Here is a 19,535-nt window from a genome sequence, read left to right as displayed (position 1 = left end):
CATCAAGGCAGCCACTCGGCTGCCTTTTGATGTTAAATATTCACGACTTCTATGTCGTAACCCAGGCTCTCAGCGCTTTTCAATAGCGCACTAAGATTGGTGGTATCTAATTGTGCATATTTATCATCTGCGGGGGCGTTTTTAATGCCTGCAAGGTAGGCGAGTTTGTCAAATGCAGCTGAGGCAACAGATTTGGTTTGAAAAATCATATCTGTGAAACTATTACCCTCCAGATCTTTATTAATTTCTTCAGGTGGATTTTGGTAAAGGCTAGAAATGTTATCGATATTGCTCATAATAAACCTCATTATTTAAAGTTACGATTAATTATGTATCTACAACAAACGTCATGATTTCCGGGAAATATAATAAAATATTTCGAAATTGTTATAGCATCGATTTTTTATGGCTGACAATGATGTGATTTATAATGAATTAAGATGTCGATATCTGCTCATTTTCGCATGGATAAAATAAAAACAGCCAGTTAGCATACCGTTTATCAGATTGCTTCTCAGACGCTCTCTATCAAAAATGAGGTTTTTATCATAAATAAATCTGATGAATTTACTAACTATAGGAGCCTGAGCTGATGCGCTGGCAGTTTTGTGTCCTGTAAGTGGCTTTATTCAACCAATGATTTGTAAGCGATATGCAACATATGCCTTCATCTGTAAAACACATAAGATTGATAATTATTATCACCTGCTCTATTGTGGCAGCCGTTATGATTGCAACGGGGAACAGGTAGATCAATGCGTACCACGGAAGCCGCGCTGGTGGCGGAAAACAGCAACGATATCGATACCATGACGCGCTATCACCAGGTGCTGCGTCAGAGGATGTTGCTGATTGGCGTTCTGGTGCTGGCGATTCTGGCATCATTAATTCTCGATTTCACTCTTGGCCCGGCCGGTCTTTCATTAGATACCCTATGGCAAACCCTGACGCACCCCGATAGCGTCGATGCGGGTACACGGGTGATTGTCTGGGATATCCGCCTGCCTTATGCGCTGATGGCGATTGTGGTCGGGTTCTCGCTCGGGCTTGCCGGTGCGGAGATGCAAACCATCCTTAATAACCCGCTGGCCAGCCCTTTCACCCTTGGTGTCTCTTCTGCGGCGGCTTTTGGTGCGGCGCTGGCGATTATTCTCGGCATTGGTATTCCCGGCGTACCGGACCAGTGGTTTATCTCGGCTAACGCCTTTATCTTCGCGCTGTTTGCCGCGCTGATGCTGGACGGCATTACACGTTGGACGCGAGTCTCTACCTCAGGCGTGGTGCTGTTTGGTATCGCGCTGGTGTTTACCTTTAATGCGCTGGTGTCGATGATGCAGTTTATCGCCAGCGAAGATACGCTTCAGGGATTGGTGTTCTGGACCATGGGTAGTCTGGCTCGCGCATCCTGGGAGAAACTCGGCGTGCTAACCGCTGCGTTTGCCATTCTGCTGCCTTTCTCGATGCTCAGTAGCTGGAAGCTGACCGCGCTGCGTCTTGGTGAAGATCGTGCCATCAGCTTCGGTATTGACGTGCGCCGTCTGCGCCTCGCCACCCTGCTGCGTATCAGCATCCTTTCCGCGTTGGCAGTGGCGTTTGTTGGGCCGATTGGCTTTATTGGCCTGGTGGCGCCGCATATCGCCCGTATGATGTTCGGTGAAGACCATCGTTATTATCTGCCTGCCAGTGCGCTGATCGGTGCGCTGGTGCTGTCGCTGGCTTCTGTGGCATCGAAAAACCTGATCCCCGGCGTCATCATTCCGGTCGGTATCGTGACCTCACTGGTTGGCGTGCCGTTCTTCCTGAGTATTATTTTGCGTCATCGGGGGAATGTGTGATGGAGCAAGGATTACGTCTCAGCCACTTTTACGCGGGCTACCCCAAACGCAAAGTCATTGAAGACCTCAATGTGCCACAACTGCCTCGCGGTAAAATCACCGTGCTGCTGGGGCCCAATGGCTGTGGTAAGTCGACGCTGTTACGTGCGCTGGCGGGGTTAAGCAAGGGGGAGGGCGAGTTGTGGTTGAATGGTGAAGAGTTGATGACTCAGCCGTTTGCCCGTCGTGCCCAGCGTGTGGTTTATTTGCCACAGACCCTACCCGCCGGGGTGCATCTGCATGTGCTGGAATCGATCATTGTCGCGCAGCGCGCTTCCGGTGGTCTGCACAGCGCTGCCAGCGAAGCAGAAATTATGCATCTGCTGGATCAGTTGGGCATTGCACATCTGGCCATGCGCTATCTGGACCAACTCTCGGGTGGGCAGAAACAGTTAGTCGGTTTGGCACAATCCTTAATTCGTCGCCCGGAGCTGTTGCTGCTCGATGAGCCGCTCAGTGCGTTGGACCTTAACTATCAGTTCCACGTTATGGATCTGGTACGCCGTGAAACGCAATTGCGCAATATCGTCACGGTGGTGGTGGTACATGATATCAACATTGCGTTGCGCCACGCCGATCATGCGTTGATGTTGAAAAACGGGACGCTGCTGGCTGACGGCGAGCCGGTTCAGGTGATCACGCCGGAGACGCTGGCTCAGGTTTATGGGGTGCGCGGCCGCATTGAATGCTGCTCGCGTGGTATGCCGCAGGTGATGATTGATGGGCTGGTAGCCGAATCTATCATTTAAGGAGTTCGTAGCGGCACGATTTATCGCGCGTTTTTTTCGAGCTGCGTGCTCAAGACTCGCGCGTTAAATCGCGCCGCTACGTGTAGGTTTTGTCAGTTACACCAGTAAATGCTTCGCGTGAAAACGCAGATGATCTTCAACAAAGCTGGCGATAAAGAAGTAGCTGTGGTCGTAGCCCGGCTGGATACGTAACTCCAGCGGGAAACCCTGTTCACGCGCCACCTCTTCCAGACGTTCCGGGCGCAGTTGATCCGCCAGGAACTGATCGTTGTCACCCTGATCGATCAGGATTGGCAGGCGATTTTCCACCTCACTCATCAACAGGCAGCTATCGTACTCACGCCAGGCGGCACGATCCTCGCCCAGATAGGCGCTGAACGCCTTCTGTCCCCACGGTACTTCCGTCGGATTTACGATGGGTGCAAAAGCAGACACCGAAGAGAAACGTCCGCCCAGGCGCAGCGCCAGCAGCAATGCGCCGTGGCCGCCCATCGAATGCCCCATAATCGACTGTCGTTCGCTCAACTTGAAGTTATCGGCGACCAGTGCCGGTAACTCCTTGCTGAGATAATCGAACATGCGGTAATGCGCGGCCCACGGTTGCTGGGTGGCGTTGAGGTAGAACCCCGCGCCCTGGCCCAGATCGTAAGCACTGTCATTCGCCACATCGTCACCGCGTGGGCTGGTGTCCGGCATAATCAGCACCAGACCCAACTGCGCCGCCACGCGCTGCGCACCCGCTTTGGTGGTGAAGTTCTCGTCGGAACAGGTCAGTCCGGCGAGGAACCACACCACCGGCGGCGGTGTGTCGTCATGTGGCGGCGGCAAAAAAATGCTGAAGATCATCGGGCAGTTCAGCACCGCTGAATGATGCCGCCAGCGCTGTTGCCAGCCACCAAACATGCGATGTTCTTCCAGCAATTCCAGAGTGGATGCCATAACGCCTCCTGCTTATTTGTTGAAATGCACCACCGAGCGGATGGATTTTCCTTCATGCATCAACTCAAAGGCGTCGTTAATCTCTTCCAGCGGCATGGTGTGGGTGATGAAATCGTTGAGCGCGAATTTCCCGTCGAGGTAATCCTGCACGATACCCGGCAGCTGAGTACGACCTTTCACGCCGCCAAATGCGGAACCACGCCATACGCGACCGGTCACCAGCTGGAACGGACGGGTGGAGATCTCTTCCCCGGCACCGGCCACACCGATGATCACGGACTCGCCCCAACCCTTGTGGCAGCATTCCAGCGCGGAGCGCATCACGTTGACGTTACCGATACATTCGAATGAGAAATCCACGCCGCCATCCGTCAACTCGACGATGACATCCTGAATCGGCTTGTCATAATCTTTCGGGTTAATCAGATCGGTGGCGCCCAGTTTGCGTGCCAGATCGAATTTACTGGTGTTGAGATCGATACCGATAATGCGGCCAGCTTTCGCCATTTTCGCGCCGATAATCGCCGACAGACCGATACCGCCCAGGCCGAAGATCGCCACGGTATCGCCTTCTTTCACCTTGGCGGTGTTCATCACCGCACCCATACCGGTGGTGACGCCACAGCCCAGCAGGCACACTTCTTCCAGCGGCGCTTCTTTGCTGATTTTCGCCAGCGAAATTTCCGGCACGACGGTGTACTCAGAGAAGGTCGAGGTACCCATATAATGGAAAATCGGCTGACCGTCTTTAAAGAAACGGGTGGTGCCATCTGGCATCAAGCCTTTGCCCTGGGTGGCGCGAATCGCCTGGCACAGGTTGGTTTTGCCCGACAGGCAGAACTTACATTTGCCACACTCCGGGGTGTACAGCGGGATCACATGATCGCCGACGGCCACGCTGGTCACACCCTCACCAACCGCTTCCACGATGCCGCCGCCTTCATGGCCAAGGATCGCCGGGAACACGCCTTCCGGATCTTTACCCGACAGGGTATAAGCATCGGTGTGGCACACACCGGTCGCCACAATGCGCACCAGCACTTCGCCTTTCTGTGGTGGCATCAGATCCACTTCTTCGATTTTCAGCGGTTCACCAGCTGCCCAGGCAACGGCGGCACGGGTTTTAATCATGTTCATGCAATTCCTCTTCCTGTAGATGCGGGCCAAACAGCCCGTTGGTCGTGATAAGGGTTAAAATTACTCAGCAGCATGCAAAGGATGCATTAACTCATCATTGAGCGGCCGGTCGTCAAATTGTTCAATAATCAAATACTTCAACGCTTCCACGTTGGGAGTGAAGGCATCACGCCGCCACATCAGCCAAGTGGCGGTGTCGCGATACTCCGGTGGCAACGCGTGTTCCTGTACCCGAACTTTACCCGGCATCTGGTTCAGCACCGAGGCCGGGATCATCGCGACGCCGGCCCCTCCCGCCACACAGGCCATCATGGCGTGGTAGGACTGGATTTCCATCACGCTGTCCGGTGCGGTTTGGCTGTCGCGATACCAGGACTCAAGTTTGACGCGATACGAGCAGCTGTTGCGGAAGGCAAACAGCGTGTCGCCCTGGGTATCCCGCGCGTTTTTAATCGGTTTATGTTCAAGGCTGGTGATCAGCACCATCTCTTCCCGAAAAGCGATACAACCGTTTAAGTCATCGTGGGTGACCGGGCCATCCACCAGCGCTGCCGCCAGTGTGCCTTCGCGCACTTTATCGATGATCTCCCCGGAGGTACCGGTGATCAGCGAAAGCGCCACCGCAGGAAAACGCTGATGATAAGCCGCCAGCAGGCCAGGCAGACGGGTTGCCGCAGTGCTTTCCATCGAACCGAGGGCAAAATTGCCGCCGGGTTCGCCCGCGCGTGTCATACTCAGCGCCTCATCGCTCAACGCCAGAATACGCTGGGCGTAATTCAGAAAGTTATGGCCCATCGGCGACAAACGGATACGTTGTTTCTCGCGGATAAACAGATCCACTCCTAACTCTTCCTCCAGCTGACGCAGGCGGGTAGTGAGGTTGGAGGGGACACGGTGCAGTTGTTCCGCCGCGCGAACCAGCGAGCCGGTTTCGGCTACAGAACAGAACATACGTAACTGGACTAAATCCATATTCTCTTCTCGTAAACAACTTAGTTAGTATTATTCACTTTTCGTGAGTTTAAACATCGCGCATGCTTGAGGCAAGTGATAAAACAAGATCAGGGGTTGGTTATGCCGTTTCGCGTCGCGCTCAGCGCATTCTTAAGTTTAGTGGTTGCTATGGGGATTGGGCGATTTGCTTTCACGCCGCAGGTGCCGTTGATGATTCAGGACCATCAGCTGACCTTAACCAGCGCCAGCCTGGTGGCGGCGCTCAACTACCTCGGTTATCTGTGCGGTTCTTTTGATGCCATGCGCGCCCGCAAACGCGTTGAGTGGCGTTTACAGATGGGGGTCTGGGGCGCGGTGGTGCTGACGTTGATCTCCGCCTGCGTCAGTGGCCCGTGGTTGCATGGGCTGATCCGTTTCCTGATCGGTTGTGCCAGTGGTTGGGCGATGGTGCTGGTGGCGGCGTGGAGTAATGAGCAGCTGCTGCACCACGGTCGTCCGGGCCTGTCGGCGGCGGTGTTTGCCGGGCCGGGTACCGGCATCTTCCTCAGCGGCATGCTGGCGGTACTGATGCACGCCATCGGTGCCAGCGCGGCGTTGGCATGGGGCGCTTATGGCCTGTTGGCGTTGGTGTTGATTGCCGCCATCGCGCGATTTCTGCCGCGCAAGGGCCAGCTCCATCGTCCCGATCAGGCACCTGCACCGTTGGTGCTGAATAGCAACCTGAAGCGACTGGTGCTGAGCTACAGCCTGGCCGGATTCGGTTATATTCTGCCCGCCACCTTTCTGTCGCAAATGGCAGCTGCGCGTTTCCCGCACAGCGCGTTTGCGCAGTTTGTCTGGCCGGTATTCGGCGGTGCGGCGGTGTTGGGGATTGTGCTGGGCATCCTGACCCGACATTGGGGCACCAGCCATCTTCGCCTGGCGCTGGTGTTATGGGCGCAGGCGTTGGGGGTGATTGCGGCCAGTGTTATGCCGGGGTTGAATGGCCTGATGATCGGGGCTGCGTTAATTGGTGGCGGCTTTCTGTGCGTGGTGCAGCTGGCGTTGCAGTATGGCCGCGAACTGGCTCCGCAGCATACACGTTATCTGGCCGGGCTGCTGACCACCGGTTATGCCGTCGGGCAACTGGGTGGGCCATTATTGTCGTGGATCTCCTCGCTGCTGTGGCATCAGCTGGAGCCGGCGTTGTGGGTAGCCGGAGCCGGTTTGTTGCTGGCCGGAGCTCTGGTGTTGCGTCGCGCGGCACCATGAAAAGCTTTCATCTCCAATCAGATTGATTGCTGGATTAAGGGCGCGGAGTGTTTCACAATACGCGCTCAGAATTTCCCCCGCAGGCAAAAATCTGCGGGCGCATCACCTGCCGGAGAAGAGTACGATGAGCACCTTAAGTCAGGAAGCCGCCCTGGTTCATGAAGCGCTGCTGGCGCGTGGCCTGGAAACGCCGTTACGCGCCCCGGTGCGCGAGATGGACGACGAAACCCGTAAGCGTCAGATCGCCGGTCATATGACCGAAATTATGCAGCTGCTGAATCTCGACCTGGAAGATGACAGCCTGATGGAAACACCGCATCGCATCGCCAAGATGTATGTTGATGAAATTTTCTCAGGTCTTGACTACGCCAACTTCCCGAAAATCACCGTTATCGAAAACAAGATGAAAGTGGATGAGATGGTGACGGTACGTGATATCACGCTGACCAGCACCTGCGAACATCACTTTGTGATTATCGATGGGAAAGCCACGGTCGCTTATATCCCGAAAGACAAGGTCATTGGCCTGTCGAAAATCAACCGCATCGTGCAGTTCTTTGCCCAGCGCCCCCAGGTGCAGGAGCGTCTGACCCAGCAGGTGCTGGTGGCGCTGCAAACGTTGCTGGGCACCAACAACGTGGCGGTGTCGATCGATGCGGTGCATTACTGCGTGAAAGCGCGCGGCGTCAAGGATGCCACCAGTGCGACCACCACCACCTCGTTAGGTGGTTTGTTCAAATCCAGCCAGAATACCCGTCAGGAGTTTCTGCGCGCAGTGCGTCACAACTAATTAATTTGGGCGGCGTTTGCCGCCCGTTTTCATTTTTCTCTCAGGACACCCGATGCAACGCTATCTCGCGCTGGATTTCATTCGTGGTTGCGCCATCCTCGGCATTTTACTGCTCAACATTGTCGGCTTTGGGTTGCCTTCGGCGGCCTACCTCAACCCGGCCTGGCAGGGTGACATATCATTGTCCGATGCCTGGACCTGGGCGATCATGGATGGCCTGGCCCAACTCAAATTCCTCACAATGTTTGCGTTATTGTTCGGGGCCGGTCTGCATATGCAGATCCCGCGCGGCAGCCGCTGGATAACATCGCGCTTATCGCTGCTGGTGCTGCTTGGTTTTATCCACGCGGTGTTTTTTTGGGAAGGGGATATCCTGCTGGATTATGGCCTGGTTGGGCTGATTATCTGGCGCATGCTGCGTGAAGTGCCCTCCGATCGAGCCTTGCTGCAAACTGGCGTGCTGCTGTATCTGGTGGGGTGTGGGGTGCTGGTGGTGTTTGGGGCGATCTCCACGCCGCAGCCCAGCCGTTCCTGGTTGCCGGGAGCGGCCGATCTGCAATATGAACGTTACTGGAAGCTGCTGGGCGGTTGGGAGACGGTGCAAAACCGGCTCGATCACCTTGCATCCAGCCTGATGGCGCTGGCATCACAATACGGCTGGCAACTGGCAGGATTGATGCTGATCGGTGCGGCACTGATGCGCAGCGGCTGGCTGAGCGGCCAGTTCAGCGTGCAGCATTATCGACGTGCGGCAGTGATGTTGCTGGGTGTGGGTTGGTTGATTGCCATCCCCGGCATCGTCGCTCAGTGGCACCTTGGTTGGGAATTCCTGTGGAGTGGCTTTTACTTACAGGTGCCGCGCGATGTGGCCAGCCCGTTTATCAGCCTCGGCTATGCCGCGCTTTGCCTGGGATTCTGGCCGCAAATCGCCCGTACGCGCATCAGCTTTGCCATTCAATGTGTCGGACGCATGGCGCTCAGTAACTACCTGCTTCAGACCTTAATCTGCACCACGCTGTTCTACCGTTTTGGCCTGTTTATGAAGTTTGACCGGCTGCACCTGCTGGCTTTCGTTCCGGCTATCTGGCTGGTTAATATCCTGTTTTCCGTACTGTGGTTGCGCGCGTTCCGCCAGGGGCCGATGGAGTGGCTATGGCGCAAACTGACCGCCCTTGCTGCCGGTAAATCAAGTAACGCGATCCCGTAAAGATAATGACGGCCATCACAAAGGTTGCAGAATTGTATGTAACCGTTTTCATCCGTGTGACGTAATTCACGCTGTGCCCACAAATGCCCTGACAGAATAGCGCCGTTACGCGCGCCAGGCGCATTTTCTCCTCTGTGGAACAGCTGCATGATAACGATTCGTGATGTCGCCCGTCAGGCCGGTGTGTCGGTAGCCACCGTCTCGCGAGTGCTCAATAACAGCAGTGCCGTTACGCCAGATACCCGCGACGCCGTGCTACAGGCGGTGGAAACCTTGGGATATCGCCCCAACGCCAATGCTCAGGCGCTGGCAACCCAGGTCAGCGATACCATTGGTGTCGTGGTGATGGACGTGTCTGACCCCTTTTTTGGTGCGTTGGTGAAATCGGTTGATACCGTCGCTCAGCGTATGCATAAACATGTGCTGATCAGCAATTCCTGGCATCAGGAAGAGAAAGAACGCCACGCGATTGAGGTATTGATCCGTCAGCGTTGCAACGCGCTGGTGGTGCACGCGAAAACGCTTTCAGACGCCGAGCTGGCGCAATTCCTCGAACAGGTTCCGGGTATGGTACTGATTAATCGTACTATTCCAGGCTATGAGGACCGTTGCGTCTGTCTGGATAATGTCACCGGTGCGCTGGTTGCCACGCGCATGTTGTTACAGCAGGGCCATCAACGCATTGGTTTTCTCAGCTCCAGCCATCCGATTGAGGACGTCGCGCAGCGCCGTGAGGGGTGGTTGCAGGCGCTGGCAGAGCAGGGAATACGCCCGCCAGAGAGTTGGATCGCCCAGGCTGAACCCGATATGCAAGGCGGTGAAGCGGCGATGGTGGAGTTATTGGGACGTAACCAACATTTAACCGCCGTCTTTTCCTATAACGACGGCATGGCCGCAGGCGCGCTCACCGCGCTGAAGGATAACGGCATTCAGGTGCCACAACATTTCTCCGTCATCGGTTTCGATGACATTCCTATCTCGCGTTATACCGATCCGCAACTGACCACGGTGCGCTATCCCATTGTTTCAATGGCAAAACTGGCTACCGAACTGGCGCTGAAAGGGGCGGCTGGCGAACTTGATCACAATGCCACGCATTGCTTTATGCCAACGCTGGTGCGTCGCCACTCCGTGGCCCAGCGGCAAAATGTGGAGTCCGTCACTAATTCAGGCGATGGGGCAGTGTAACCGTTTTCAATCTGTGATTGTATTCACAGTTAATTAACATGGCGCTCACTATGATGGCAGCGTCTTACCGGACTGAAACATTATGTAACGCCGGGTTTTCCTTCCCCGGTATGGTTTCAGCAGCCGATTGAAATGGTTCACAACATTCTTCAGGAAGCGGTTACGCACAGGGAAGTCAAGAAAACGATGGGGTTCGGCTTAAGCGTTATGCAACCACCCATCAGAGAGTTTCAACCGACTGCGTTGTCTGCCGCAGAGCAGCACGGCGCGATGAAATACCCTGCATAAAAAAACCGGAGATACCATGAATAAGAAGGTTTTCACGCTCACAGCACTGGTTGCCAGCATGATGTTTGGTGCAACTGCTCACGCCGCCGATACCCGTATTGGCGTGACCATTTACAAATATGACGACAACTTTATGTCCATGGTGCGTAAGGACATTGAGAGTGAAGCGAAGAAAGTGGGCGGCGTGCAGCTGCTGATGAATGACTCGCAGAATGACCAGTCAAAACAGAACGACCAGATTGACGTGCTGATGGCCAAAGGCGTGAAAGCTCTGGCGATCAACCTGGTAGACCCGGCGGCAGCGGCGGTGGTGATTGATAAAGCCAAAGCGAATGATGTGCCGGTGGTGTTCTTCAACAAAGAACCGAACGCGAAAGTGCTGGCCAGCTATGACAAAGCCTACTACGTGGGTACTGACTCCAAAGAGTCTGGCGTTATCCAGGGCAAACTGATTGAGAAACACTGGAAAGCGACTCCGGCGTGGGATCTGAACAAAGATGGCGAAATCCAGTTTGTGCTGCTGAAAGGCGAACCGGGCCACCCGGATGCGGAAGCCCGTACCAAATACGTTATTGATACCCTGAACAAAGACGGTATCAAAACCCAGCAGTTAGCGATGGATACCGCGATGTGGGACACCGCACAGGCGAAAGATAAGATGGACGCCTGGTTGTCTGGCCCTAACTCTAAGAAAATCGAAGTGGTAATCGCCAACAACGATGCGATGGCAATGGGTGCGGTTGAAGCACTGAAAGCACACAACATGACCTCTATCCCGGTGTTCGGTGTTGACGCCCTGCCGGAAGCCCTGGCGCTGATCAAATCTGGCGCGCTGGCTGGTACGGTGCTGAACGATGCGGAAAACCAGGCCAAAGCTACGCTGGATATGGCGAAAAACCTGGCTGACGGCAAGCCAGCGACTGAAGGTACCAACTTCAAGATGGTTGATAAGATCGTCCGCGTTCCTTATGTACCGGTAGATAAAGAAAATCTGTCCCAGTTTGTGAAGTAATCCGTCCTGGGCGCGGCGTTTCGCCGCGCCTTATTGCATCTGACCAACGCTTTTTTTAGCCAGGTAAATTATGGCCAGTGATAATCCGACCACACAGCGTGAATATCTGCTGGAGATGACGAATGTCTCAAAATCATTTCCAGGGGTTAAAGCCTTAGATAATGTGAATTTAAAAGTGCGCCCTCACTCAGTTCACGCATTAATGGGTGAAAACGGTGCCGGGAAATCCACATTATTAAAATGTCTGTTTGGGATTTATAAAAAGGATACGGGGAGCATCCTGTTTCAGGGTGAGGAAATTGATTACAAAAGCTCCAAAGAGGCGCTGGAAAATGGCGTGTCGATGGTGCATCAGGAATTAAACCTGGTTCTGCAACGCAGCGTAATGGATAACATGTGGCTGGGCCGCTATCCGCGCAAAGGCGTGTTTGTTGATCAGGATAAAATGTATCGCGATACCAAGGCGATCTTTGAAGAACTGGATATTGATATCGACCCACGCGATAAAGTGGCCAATCTTTCTGTTTCACAAATGCAGATGATTGAAATTGCCAAGGCTTTCTCCTATGACGCCAAAATCGTCATTATGGATGAGCCCACTTCATCGCTGACGGAAAAAGAAGTTAATCATCTTTTTACTATTATCCGTAAGTTAAAAGATCGTGGCTGCGGCATCGTATATATCTCGCATAAGATGGAAGAAATTTTCCAGTTATGCGATGAGATTACCATTCTGCGTGATGGACAATGGATTGCCACCCAGCCGCTGGAAGGGCTGGATATGGATAAGATCATCGCCATGATGGTGGGGCGTTCGCTTAACCAGCGCTTCCCGGACAAAATCAACGTGCCGGGTGAAGTGATTCTGGAAGTGCGTCATTTGACGTCGCTGCGCCAACCGTCGATCCGCGATATCTCGTTTGATCTGCATAAAGGTGAAATCCTGGGTATTGCCGGGCTGGTGGGGGCCAAACGTACCGATATCGTCGAAACGCTGTTTGGTATTCGCGAAAAATCGGGCGGCACCATCAAATTGCACGGTAAAGCGATTAATAATCACAGCGCCAACGAAGCCATTAACCACGGTTTTGCTCTGGTCACGGAAGAACGTCGTTCTACCGGTATTTATGCTTACCTCGATATTGGATTTAACTCGCTTATTTCTAATATCAGAAAGTATAAAAATAATATGGGGCTGTTGGACAATAAACGCATGAAAAGCGACACCCAATGGGTGATTGATGCGATGCGGGTGAAAACGCCCGGGCACCATACACAAATTGGATCGCTTTCTGGCGGTAACCAGCAAAAGGTAATTATTGGCCGCTGGTTGCTCACTCAGCCGGAAATTCTGATGCTGGATGAACCCACTCGTGGTATTGATGTTGGGGCAAAATTCGAAATTTACCAGTTGATTGCTGAGCTGGCGAAGAAAGAAAAGGGCATCATTATTATCTCTTCTGAAATGCCAGAACTGTTGGGCATTACCGATCGCATTCTGGTGATGAGTAATGGACAGGTAGCGGGCATTGTTGATACTAAAACGACCTCGCAGAATGAAATCCTGCGTTTAGCGTCATTACACCTTTAATGAAGCAAGGGCTTTAACATGAAAGCGACTACTAAAAAGAATGCGCTAACCTGGTTAAAAGAGGGCGGCATTTACGTTGTCCTGTTGGTACTGCTGGCTATTATTATTTTCCAGGATCCGACATTTTTAAGTTTAATGAACCTGAGTAATATTCTGACCCAGTCATCAGTGCGTATTATTATCGCACTCGGTGTCGCCGGGTTGATTGTCACCCAGGGTACTGACTTGTCGGCAGGTCGTCAGGTTGGCCTGGCGGCGGTGGTGGCAGCAACGCTGTTGCAGGCGATGGATAACGCCAACAAGGTGTTCCCGCATCTCGATACCGTGCCGATTCCGTTGGTAATCCTCACCGTGTGTGTGATTGGCGGTATCATTGGCCTGGTGAACGGTGTCATCATTGCTTACCTGAAAGTGACCCCGTTCATCACCACCCTTGGCACCATGATCATCGTTTACGGTATTAACTCGCTGTATTACGACTTTGTCGGTGCATCGCCGATTGCTGGTTTTGATGCGGGCTTCTCGAAGTTTGCTCAGGGCTTCTTCCGCTTTGGCGATTTCAAACTGTCATACATCACCTTCTACGCCATCATCGCTATCGTGTTCGTGTGGATTCTGTGGAACAAAACGCGTTTCGGTAAAAACATCTTCGCTATCGGTGGTAACCCGGAAGCGGCGAAAGTCTCTGGCGTAAACGTCCCGTTGAACCTGATTCTGGTGTATGCGTTGTCGGGCGTGTTCTATGCCTTCGGTGGGATGCTGGAAGCGGGACGTATCGGTAGTGCTACCAACAACCTCGGCTTTATGTATGAACTGGATGCGATCGCGGCCTGTGTGGTCGGCGGCGTCTCCTTCGCCGGTGGTGTCGGTACGGTAGCGGGTGTGGTGACCGGTGTGATCATCTTCACCGTTATTAACTACGGTCTGACCTATATCGGTGTTAACCCTTACTGGCAGTACATCATCAAGGGCGGCATCATTATCTTCGCCGTGGCGTTGGATTCACTGAAATACGCACGCAAGAAATAACCATACCGTTAACAACAAGGGCCGCTATAAGCGGCCCTTTTGTTATGCCCGTAGCGGCGCGATTTATCGCGCGGGTTATACGGCCACCGGCACGACATTGCGCGATAAATCGCGCCGCTACGCAGCATCGGGTTATTTCTTCAGCTTCTGTTCCAGTTCCAGCAACTGTTCCGGTGTGACTGCCGGATAACTCTGTGCATCCTCCGGCACTTCATGCAGTGCCGGGATTGGCACCAGCGGCCCTAAAAATCGCGGTTCACGTTTCATCAGATAAAGATCCGCCAGCGCACCCAGGCGAGCACCCACCTCGCGGAAACGCACTGTCAGCATATTTTTTGGCGAAGGCACGGCATAGCATTGCGCCTGGATCCCTAAATGTAAGGCGATAAACAATGCACGCTCGCAGTGGAAACGCTGGGTAATGATGATGAAATCGTTGGTGTCGAAAACTTTGCGCGTGCGCACTATCGAGTCCAGCGTACGAAATCCAGCATAATCGAGCACGATATCCGCCGGATCGACACCTGCTTTGATCAAATCGCGCCGCATGGTCATCGGCTCGTTGTAGCTTTGCAGCGCATTGTCACCACTCAGCAGCAGGTAATTCACTTTGCCACTGTTGTAGGCGTTGAGTGCGCCCTGAATGCGATACAGGTAATACTGGTTGATAACGCCGGTACGATAATACTTGGCAGTGCCTAACACCACGCCGACCTGCCGATGCGGCAGCGAGGCAACGTTTTCATAGATGTAAGGAGCCGTTTTCCAGCTAATCCAGCGATCGAGGCCAAGCGCGGTCGCCATCATCAGTAAGATGATGAAAAGCAGACCAATGAAAATGCGTTTAATCATGCACGCAGGCACTCGGTTGGCGGAAAAAGTAATGGTTAAAGGCTACTTTAGGCATCTGCGGGAAGCAAGTTAACGCCAGTCGGCTGGCGTTTTTTTAAGCACTGCCGGGCCTGTGTCACAGCCCGGCATGGGAACAGCATCAGATTGAAGTACGACGATAGTGACGGTACTGCGGCAGCCAGAAGTTATTATTGACGGCTTGTGACAGGACATCTTCTGAGGTCACCACCGCGACACCTGCCAGTTGCGCGGCTTTGCCCACTTCCATCGCAATCACTTTCGATACGCCCTGGATATCCTTGATCTCCGGCAGCACCGGACCTTCACCATCATTTACCAGCGGTGAACAATCAGCCAAAGCGCGGCTGGCGGTCATCAGCATCGAATCGGTGACGCGCGAAGCACCAGCGGCAATCACACCCAGACCGATACCGGGGAAGATATAGGAGTTGTTGCACTGGGCAATCGGATAAGTTTTACCTTTCCAGTTCACCGGTGCAAACGGACTGCCAGTTGCCACCAGTGCGGCTCCGTCAGTCCAGGCGATAATATCTGCCGGGGTTGCTTCAACGCGCGAGGTCGGATTGGACAACGGCATCACAATCGGGCGTTTGCAGTGCTTGTTCATCTCACGAATGATCTCTTCGGTGAACAGACCTGGCTGTCCGGAAACACCAATCAGGATATCCGGTTTGGCGTTGCGTACCACATCCAGCAGAGAGATCGAATCACTGGTGATATCCCAGCCCTTCAGATTGTCGCTCTTCTGCACCAGACGGCTCTGGAAATCGAGCAGATTTGGCAATTTGTCGGTCAGCAGACCAAAGCGATCCACCATCAGGACACGAGAGCGTGCTTCATCATCGCTCAGACCTTCCGACTTCATTTGCGCGATAATCTGTTCGGCGATACCACAGCCAGCAGAACCGGCACCCAGGAACACCACTTTTTGTTCGCACAGGCGGCTGCCTGCGGCACGGCTGGCGGCGATCAACGTACCCACGGTCACCGCGGCGGTGCCCTGAATATCATCGTTGAAGCAGCAGATTTCATCACGATAACGTTCCAGCAGCGGCATGGCGTTTTTCTGGGCGAAGTCTTCAAATTGCAGCAGAACTTTCGGCCAGCGGCGTTTAACGGCCTGGATAAAATCATTAACGAAGGCTTCGTACTCTTCGCCAGAAATACGCGGATGACGCCAGCCCATGTACAGCGGGTCATTCAGCAATTGCTGGTTATTGGTACCCACATCCAGCACTACCGGCAGGGTATACGCCGGACTGATGCCACCACAGGCGGTATACAGCGAAAGTTTACCAATCGGGATCCCCATGCCGCCGATGCCGAGGTCACCGAGGCCGAGAATACGTTCACCATCCGTGACCACAATCACCTTCACGTTCTGTTTGGTGGCGTTTTGCAGCATGTCTTCGATGCGGTCGCGATTGTTATAGGAAATAAACACACCGCGTGCGCGACGATAAATCTCGGAGAAGTGTTCACAGGCGGCACCGACCGTCGGGGTGTAGATGATTGGCATCATCTCTTCCAGATGATTGTCCAGCAGTCGGTAGAACAGGGTTTCGTTGGTGTCCTGGATATTACGCAGATAGACGTGCTTGTCGTTATTGTTCTTAAAATCCTGGAATTGACGCCAGGCACGCTCTGCCTGTTCTTCAATGGTTTCAACCGCTTCGGGCAGCAGGCCATTAAGATTGAATTCATTACGTTCTTCGAGAGAGAAGGCGCTGCCTTTGTTCAACAGCGGAAATTCCAGCAGGATCGGACCCGCGTAAGGAATATACAGCGGACGTTTACTTTCGTACTCGAGTTCCATGCAATGTTTGCTCCGGTTGCAGTGTTTTCTGGCGTGTCGCCGGGAAAGGTAACGCCAGCCTTTCTTATTGTGAAGTGATTTCTGGCGCCCGATCCTATGAAATTTCCTGCGGATGTACAGCTTTTGTTAATAAAAGGTCACAAAAGCGGTAAAAGGATCACTTAACTGCGATGGCTGACAAGGTTTCTGTTGCAAACGCATGACAACCCAGCGCCGCAAGTGTCGCACGCGTGGCATCTCGCTGGCTGAGGGTTGCCGTCTGACACTCCGCCAGTACCGCCTGCTGAATGCCATCCAGGGCTTCGTTATGCATATTCATCAGAATCAATGCTGCCTGTAGCGGTGGCAGGCTGGGATTAAACGCGGCATTTTCGGCGTAGCGTCCGGTAAAAATCTGCCCGCTGCGGCTGCGTAGCGCCACGCCGCTGTAGCTCTGACTGTAGGGTGCATGGCTTTGATTGGCGGCTTCGATGGCGGCCTGTTGCAGTGTATCGCCCTGCAAAGCAAAACCATGATCAACCGGGGTGAGCAAACGTTCGGCAATATTCAAATCTGCCGGGCCAAAGGCATCGGGCAGATAATCGCCAAGGGTGCGGATTGCCCGTCCCGGCAGGCTGACGCGAATTGCGGTGCCACTGTTCAGTTCATTCATAAACTGGCGGCAGTGCCCGCAAGGTGTGTAGTTGACGGTGATGGTTTCCAGCCGGGCTTCACCACGCAGCCAGGCATGGGTGATAGCGCTTTGCTCGGCATGTACAGTCTGCTGCAATGGGGCGTTGCGGAACTCCATATTGGCACCAAAATACCAGTTGCCACTGATGCCGCGCGCGATCGCGCCCACGTTAAAGTTCGACACCGGAGCAATCGCGCAGGATGCCGCCAATGGCAACAGCGCGAGAGCGAGGGCATCTGCATCCAGACCGGTAGCCTGCTGTAGCTGTGTCACTTCATTGGCATGCAGCACGCCATGAAAATCGGCCGCGTCCAGCAAGGGTTGCAGCGCCTGTTGCAGTCTGAGCGGCAGGGCAGAGAAAGCGGAAGTGAATCTTGGATGCATGATGGCCTCGTTACCTCGTCAGCGGCGGCACGCCGCCAGAAGGTTTATATGTGATCTATATCTCTCTGACAATGTAAGACGATTTGCGCGTTTCAACTTTGAGAGATCTCTCGCAAGTTTCATCCCAGCCAGTGCATCAGGACCGGGTAGAGAAACGGTGCCAGTAACGACGTAATAATGCCGCAAATCACCAACGCCAGAGAACTGAATGCCCCTTCCTGATAATCAATTTCCGCCGCTCGCGCAGTACCCAACGCATGCGAAGCATTGCCAATGGCTAATCCCCGCGATGCTTTGCTTTTTACCTGTAACAGATTCAGCAGCATATGGCCAAACACGGCACCCAGCACCCCAGCAATCAGCACGCAGATGGCGCTGATGGCGGGAATACCATGCAGCGAGCCGGACACGGCCATCGCGATCGGCGTGGTGACGGATTTCGGCATAATGGTGGCGGCGATCTCCGGGGTCGCTCCCAGCCATAACGCAATGGCGGTGCCGGAAATCATGGCGGTCAGGCTGCCAATAAAACAGACGCTGATAATGGTTTTCCAGCGCGCGCGGATTTGATGCATCTGCTCATACAACGGCAGCGCCAGTGCAACCACGGCAGGTTGTAATAATTGATTCAGCAGTGCACTGCCCGCGAAGTAACGCGCATAAGGCATATGGGTGAGCAACAAAATTGGAATCACAATCGCCATCGCCACCAGCAGCGGATTAATGATGGAGATATTGATTTTCGCGGCCAGCTTGCGTGCCAGGAAATAAGCGGCGAGGGTGAGGGGTAATGACCACCAGATGTCACTCATCGTTCGACTCCTTCATCACTTTTGGCCGTTGCATCCGTTCAGCGCTCAGACTCACCACCACCAACACCAGGAAAGTACTGACCAGGCAGGAAACTACAATCGGACCGAATTGGGCGGTGAGGATGTCGGTATAGCCCATCACGCCAACACTGATCGGCACAAACAGCAACGCCATGTAGCGGATCATCAAGTGGCAGCCAGGCTTGACCCAATCAACCGGCAGAATTTGCAGTGCCAGCAAGGCAAACAACAGCAACATACCGATGATGCTACCGGGAATGGTGATCGGGAGAAGGGCGGCAATGCCGATTCCGGCATAAAGAGCAGCGTAAATAATGACAAAGGCACGTAAATAGCGCCAGCAGACAGACAGCACGGTGGGCATGACAGGCTCCTGTTTTCTCAGGACTTCATCATACGCATTAAGCGCATAGCGTGCCAGAGATCACATTGCGAGACAGATTCCGGGTTTGGCGGCATTTCCAGACAGGCCCGGTAAAAAAGCATAGTCTGGCGGCGTTCATAAGGAGGTGAGAATGAAAAGAGCGATTCTGCTGCGACGTGAGCTTCGCAAGAATATGACTGAGGCGGAACTTCGGTTATGGCGTTTTTTGCGTGACCGGAATTTATGCGGGGTAAAATTCCGTCGGCAATACGCAATCGGACGTTACATTGTCGACTTTGCCTGTATCGAGCGTTTACTGGTTATCGAGCTTGATGGTGGTCAGCACGCTGAACAATCGACGTTGCACTACGATGAAGTCAGGACAGCCTATTTGCATCGTTGCGGATGGCGGGTGATTCGCTTCTGGAATAATCAGGTGTTTTGCGAATTAGATGCGGTGGTGGAGGAGATTTATCGGCAACTTAATTGGTCACCCTCACCCTAACCCTCTCCCGCAAGCGGGAGAGGGGACGGATCGAGCAAGAACACCCATCTGCCTCCTCCCGCAAGCAGGAGAGGGCCG

19 protein-coding genes are annotated in these 19,535 nt (G+C 53.7%); 10 read left to right on the top strand and 9 right to left on the bottom strand.

Annotated elements, in window-relative coordinates:
* Positions 1–32: 32 nt before the first annotated feature.
* On the bottom strand, positions 33–296 hold the full coding sequence (locus tag L579_RS14725; protein ID WP_021185002.1) for a hypothetical protein: 264 nt from the start codon (positions 294–296) through the stop codon (positions 33–35).
* Between the two features lie 459 nt (positions 297–755).
* Between L579_RS14725 and L579_RS14720 the strand changes: the two genes are divergently transcribed.
* Together L579_RS14720 and L579_RS14715 are read left to right on the top strand one after the other, a co-directional pair.
* Complete coding sequence (locus L579_RS14720; RefSeq protein WP_021185001.1) at positions 756–1,835, top strand: FecCD family ABC transporter permease; 1,080 nt, start codon at positions 756–758, stop codon at positions 1,833–1,835.
* Positions 1,835–2,623 (top strand): ABC transporter ATP-binding protein, encoded by a 789-nt coding sequence (locus L579_RS14715; RefSeq protein WP_021185000.1) that lies wholly within the window; start codon positions 1,835–1,837, stop codon positions 2,621–2,623. The genes L579_RS14720 and L579_RS14715 overlap by 1 nt, the downstream gene beginning before the upstream one ends.
* Positions 2,624–2,719: 96 nt before the next feature.
* Here the strand turns inward: L579_RS14715 and fghA are convergent, their stop codons facing one another.
* The 3 genes from fghA to L579_RS14700 are packed head-to-tail and all read right to left on the bottom strand — an operon-like array spanning position 2,720 to position 5,671.
* Positions 2,720–3,562 carry an S-formylglutathione hydrolase gene (gene fghA / locus L579_RS14710; protein ID WP_021184999.1) on the bottom strand — a complete coding sequence of 281 codons (843 nt, stop codon included), beginning with the start codon at positions 3,560–3,562 and terminating at the stop codon, positions 2,720–2,722.
* 12 nt (positions 3,563–3,574) lie between these two features.
* Complete coding sequence (locus L579_RS14705) at positions 3,575–4,699, bottom strand: S-(hydroxymethyl)glutathione dehydrogenase/class III alcohol dehydrogenase (protein WP_021184998.1); 1,125 nt, start codon at positions 4,697–4,699, stop codon at positions 3,575–3,577.
* 60 nt (positions 4,700–4,759) lie between these two features.
* On the bottom strand, positions 4,760–5,671 hold the full coding sequence (locus tag L579_RS14700; protein ID WP_021184997.1) for a putrescine utilization regulator PtrR: 912 nt from the start codon (positions 5,669–5,671) through the stop codon (positions 4,760–4,762).
* A gap of 102 nt (positions 5,672–5,773) precedes the next feature.
* Here L579_RS14700 and L579_RS14695 point away from each other — a divergent pair, with 102 nt between their 5' ends.
* From L579_RS14695 to mglC, 7 genes are all read left to right on the top strand, one after another.
* Complete coding sequence (locus tag L579_RS14695; RefSeq protein WP_021184996.1) at positions 5,774–6,904, top strand: YbfB/YjiJ family MFS transporter; 1,131 nt, start codon at positions 5,774–5,776, stop codon at positions 6,902–6,904.
* Between the two features lie 124 nt (positions 6,905–7,028).
* Entirely contained in the window at positions 7,029–7,694 is a 666-nt protein-coding gene (gene folE / locus L579_RS14690; RefSeq protein WP_013509796.1) for a GTP cyclohydrolase I FolE, read from the top strand.
* A 52-nt stretch (positions 7,695–7,746) separates the two neighbouring features.
* Positions 7,747–8,901, top strand: coding sequence for a DUF418 domain-containing protein YeiB (yeiB, locus tag L579_RS14685; protein ID WP_021184995.1), 1,155 nt, complete (start codon positions 7,747–7,749; stop codon positions 8,899–8,901).
* Positions 8,902–9,048: 147 nt separating this feature from the next.
* The gene (galS, locus tag L579_RS14680) at positions 9,049–10,089 is read left to right on the top strand and encodes an HTH-type transcriptional regulator GalS (protein WP_021184994.1); all 1,041 of its coding nucleotides are present in this window, start codon (positions 9,049–9,051) and stop codon (positions 10,087–10,089) included.
* Between the two features lie 304 nt (positions 10,090–10,393).
* Positions 10,394–11,389 (top strand): galactose/glucose ABC transporter substrate-binding protein MglB, encoded by a 996-nt coding sequence (gene mglB / locus L579_RS14675; protein WP_021184993.1) that lies wholly within the window; start codon positions 10,394–10,396, stop codon positions 11,387–11,389.
* A gap of 70 nt (positions 11,390–11,459) precedes the next feature.
* The gene (gene mglA, locus L579_RS14670; protein WP_021184992.1) at positions 11,460–12,980 is read left to right on the top strand and encodes a galactose/methyl galactoside ABC transporter ATP-binding protein MglA; all 1,521 of its coding nucleotides are present in this window, start codon (positions 11,460–11,462) and stop codon (positions 12,978–12,980) included.
* A gap of 18 nt (positions 12,981–12,998) precedes the next feature.
* Positions 12,999–14,009, top strand: a complete 1,011-nt coding sequence (gene mglC, locus L579_RS14665) for a galactose/methyl galactoside ABC transporter permease MglC (RefSeq protein ID WP_013509791.1) — start codon at positions 12,999–13,001, stop codon at positions 14,007–14,009.
* Positions 14,010–14,141: 132 nt separating this feature from the next.
* On the opposite strand, the gene sanA is transcribed toward mglC, so the two are convergent.
* The 5 genes from sanA to L579_RS14640 all read right to left on the bottom strand — a co-directional run bounded on the left by sanA (position 14,142) and on the right by L579_RS14640 (position 18,952).
* Positions 14,142–14,861: an outer membrane permeability protein SanA gene (sanA, locus tag L579_RS14660; protein ID WP_021184991.1), complete on the bottom strand. Its 720-nt coding sequence runs from the start codon at positions 14,859–14,861 to the stop codon at positions 14,142–14,144.
* A gap of 139 nt (positions 14,862–15,000) precedes the next feature.
* On the bottom strand, positions 15,001–16,698 hold the full coding sequence (locus tag L579_RS14655) for an NAD-dependent malic enzyme (protein ID WP_021184990.1): 1,698 nt from the start codon (positions 16,696–16,698) through the stop codon (positions 15,001–15,003).
* A gap of 157 nt (positions 16,699–16,855) precedes the next feature.
* Positions 16,856–17,755, bottom strand: a complete 900-nt coding sequence (gene cdd, locus L579_RS14650; RefSeq protein ID WP_021184989.1) for a cytidine deaminase — start codon at positions 17,753–17,755, stop codon at positions 16,856–16,858.
* 119 nt (positions 17,756–17,874) lie between these two features.
* The gene (locus L579_RS14645; protein WP_021184988.1) at positions 17,875–18,567 is read right to left on the bottom strand and encodes a CidB/LrgB family autolysis modulator; all 693 of its coding nucleotides are present in this window, start codon (positions 18,565–18,567) and stop codon (positions 17,875–17,877) included.
* Complete coding sequence (locus tag L579_RS14640) at positions 18,560–18,952, bottom strand: CidA/LrgA family protein (protein ID WP_021184987.1); 393 nt, start codon at positions 18,950–18,952, stop codon at positions 18,560–18,562. Before L579_RS14640 ends, L579_RS14645 begins: the two co-directional genes overlap by 8 nt.
* 151 nt (positions 18,953–19,103) lie before the next feature.
* Between L579_RS14640 and L579_RS14635 the strand changes: the two genes are divergently transcribed.
* Positions 19,104–19,457 (top strand): endonuclease domain-containing protein, encoded by a 354-nt coding sequence (locus L579_RS14635; protein WP_021184986.1) that lies wholly within the window; start codon positions 19,104–19,106, stop codon positions 19,455–19,457.
* The last annotated feature ends 78 nt before the right edge of the window (positions 19,458–19,535 follow it).

Origin of the sequence: Pantoea sp. AS-PWVM4 (assembly GCF_000468095.1) — a bacterium.
Lineage (GTDB): Bacteria > Pseudomonadota > Gammaproteobacteria > Enterobacterales > Enterobacteriaceae > Pantoea > Pantoea phytobeneficialis.
This window is presented reverse-complemented; position numbering and strand designations above follow the sequence as displayed.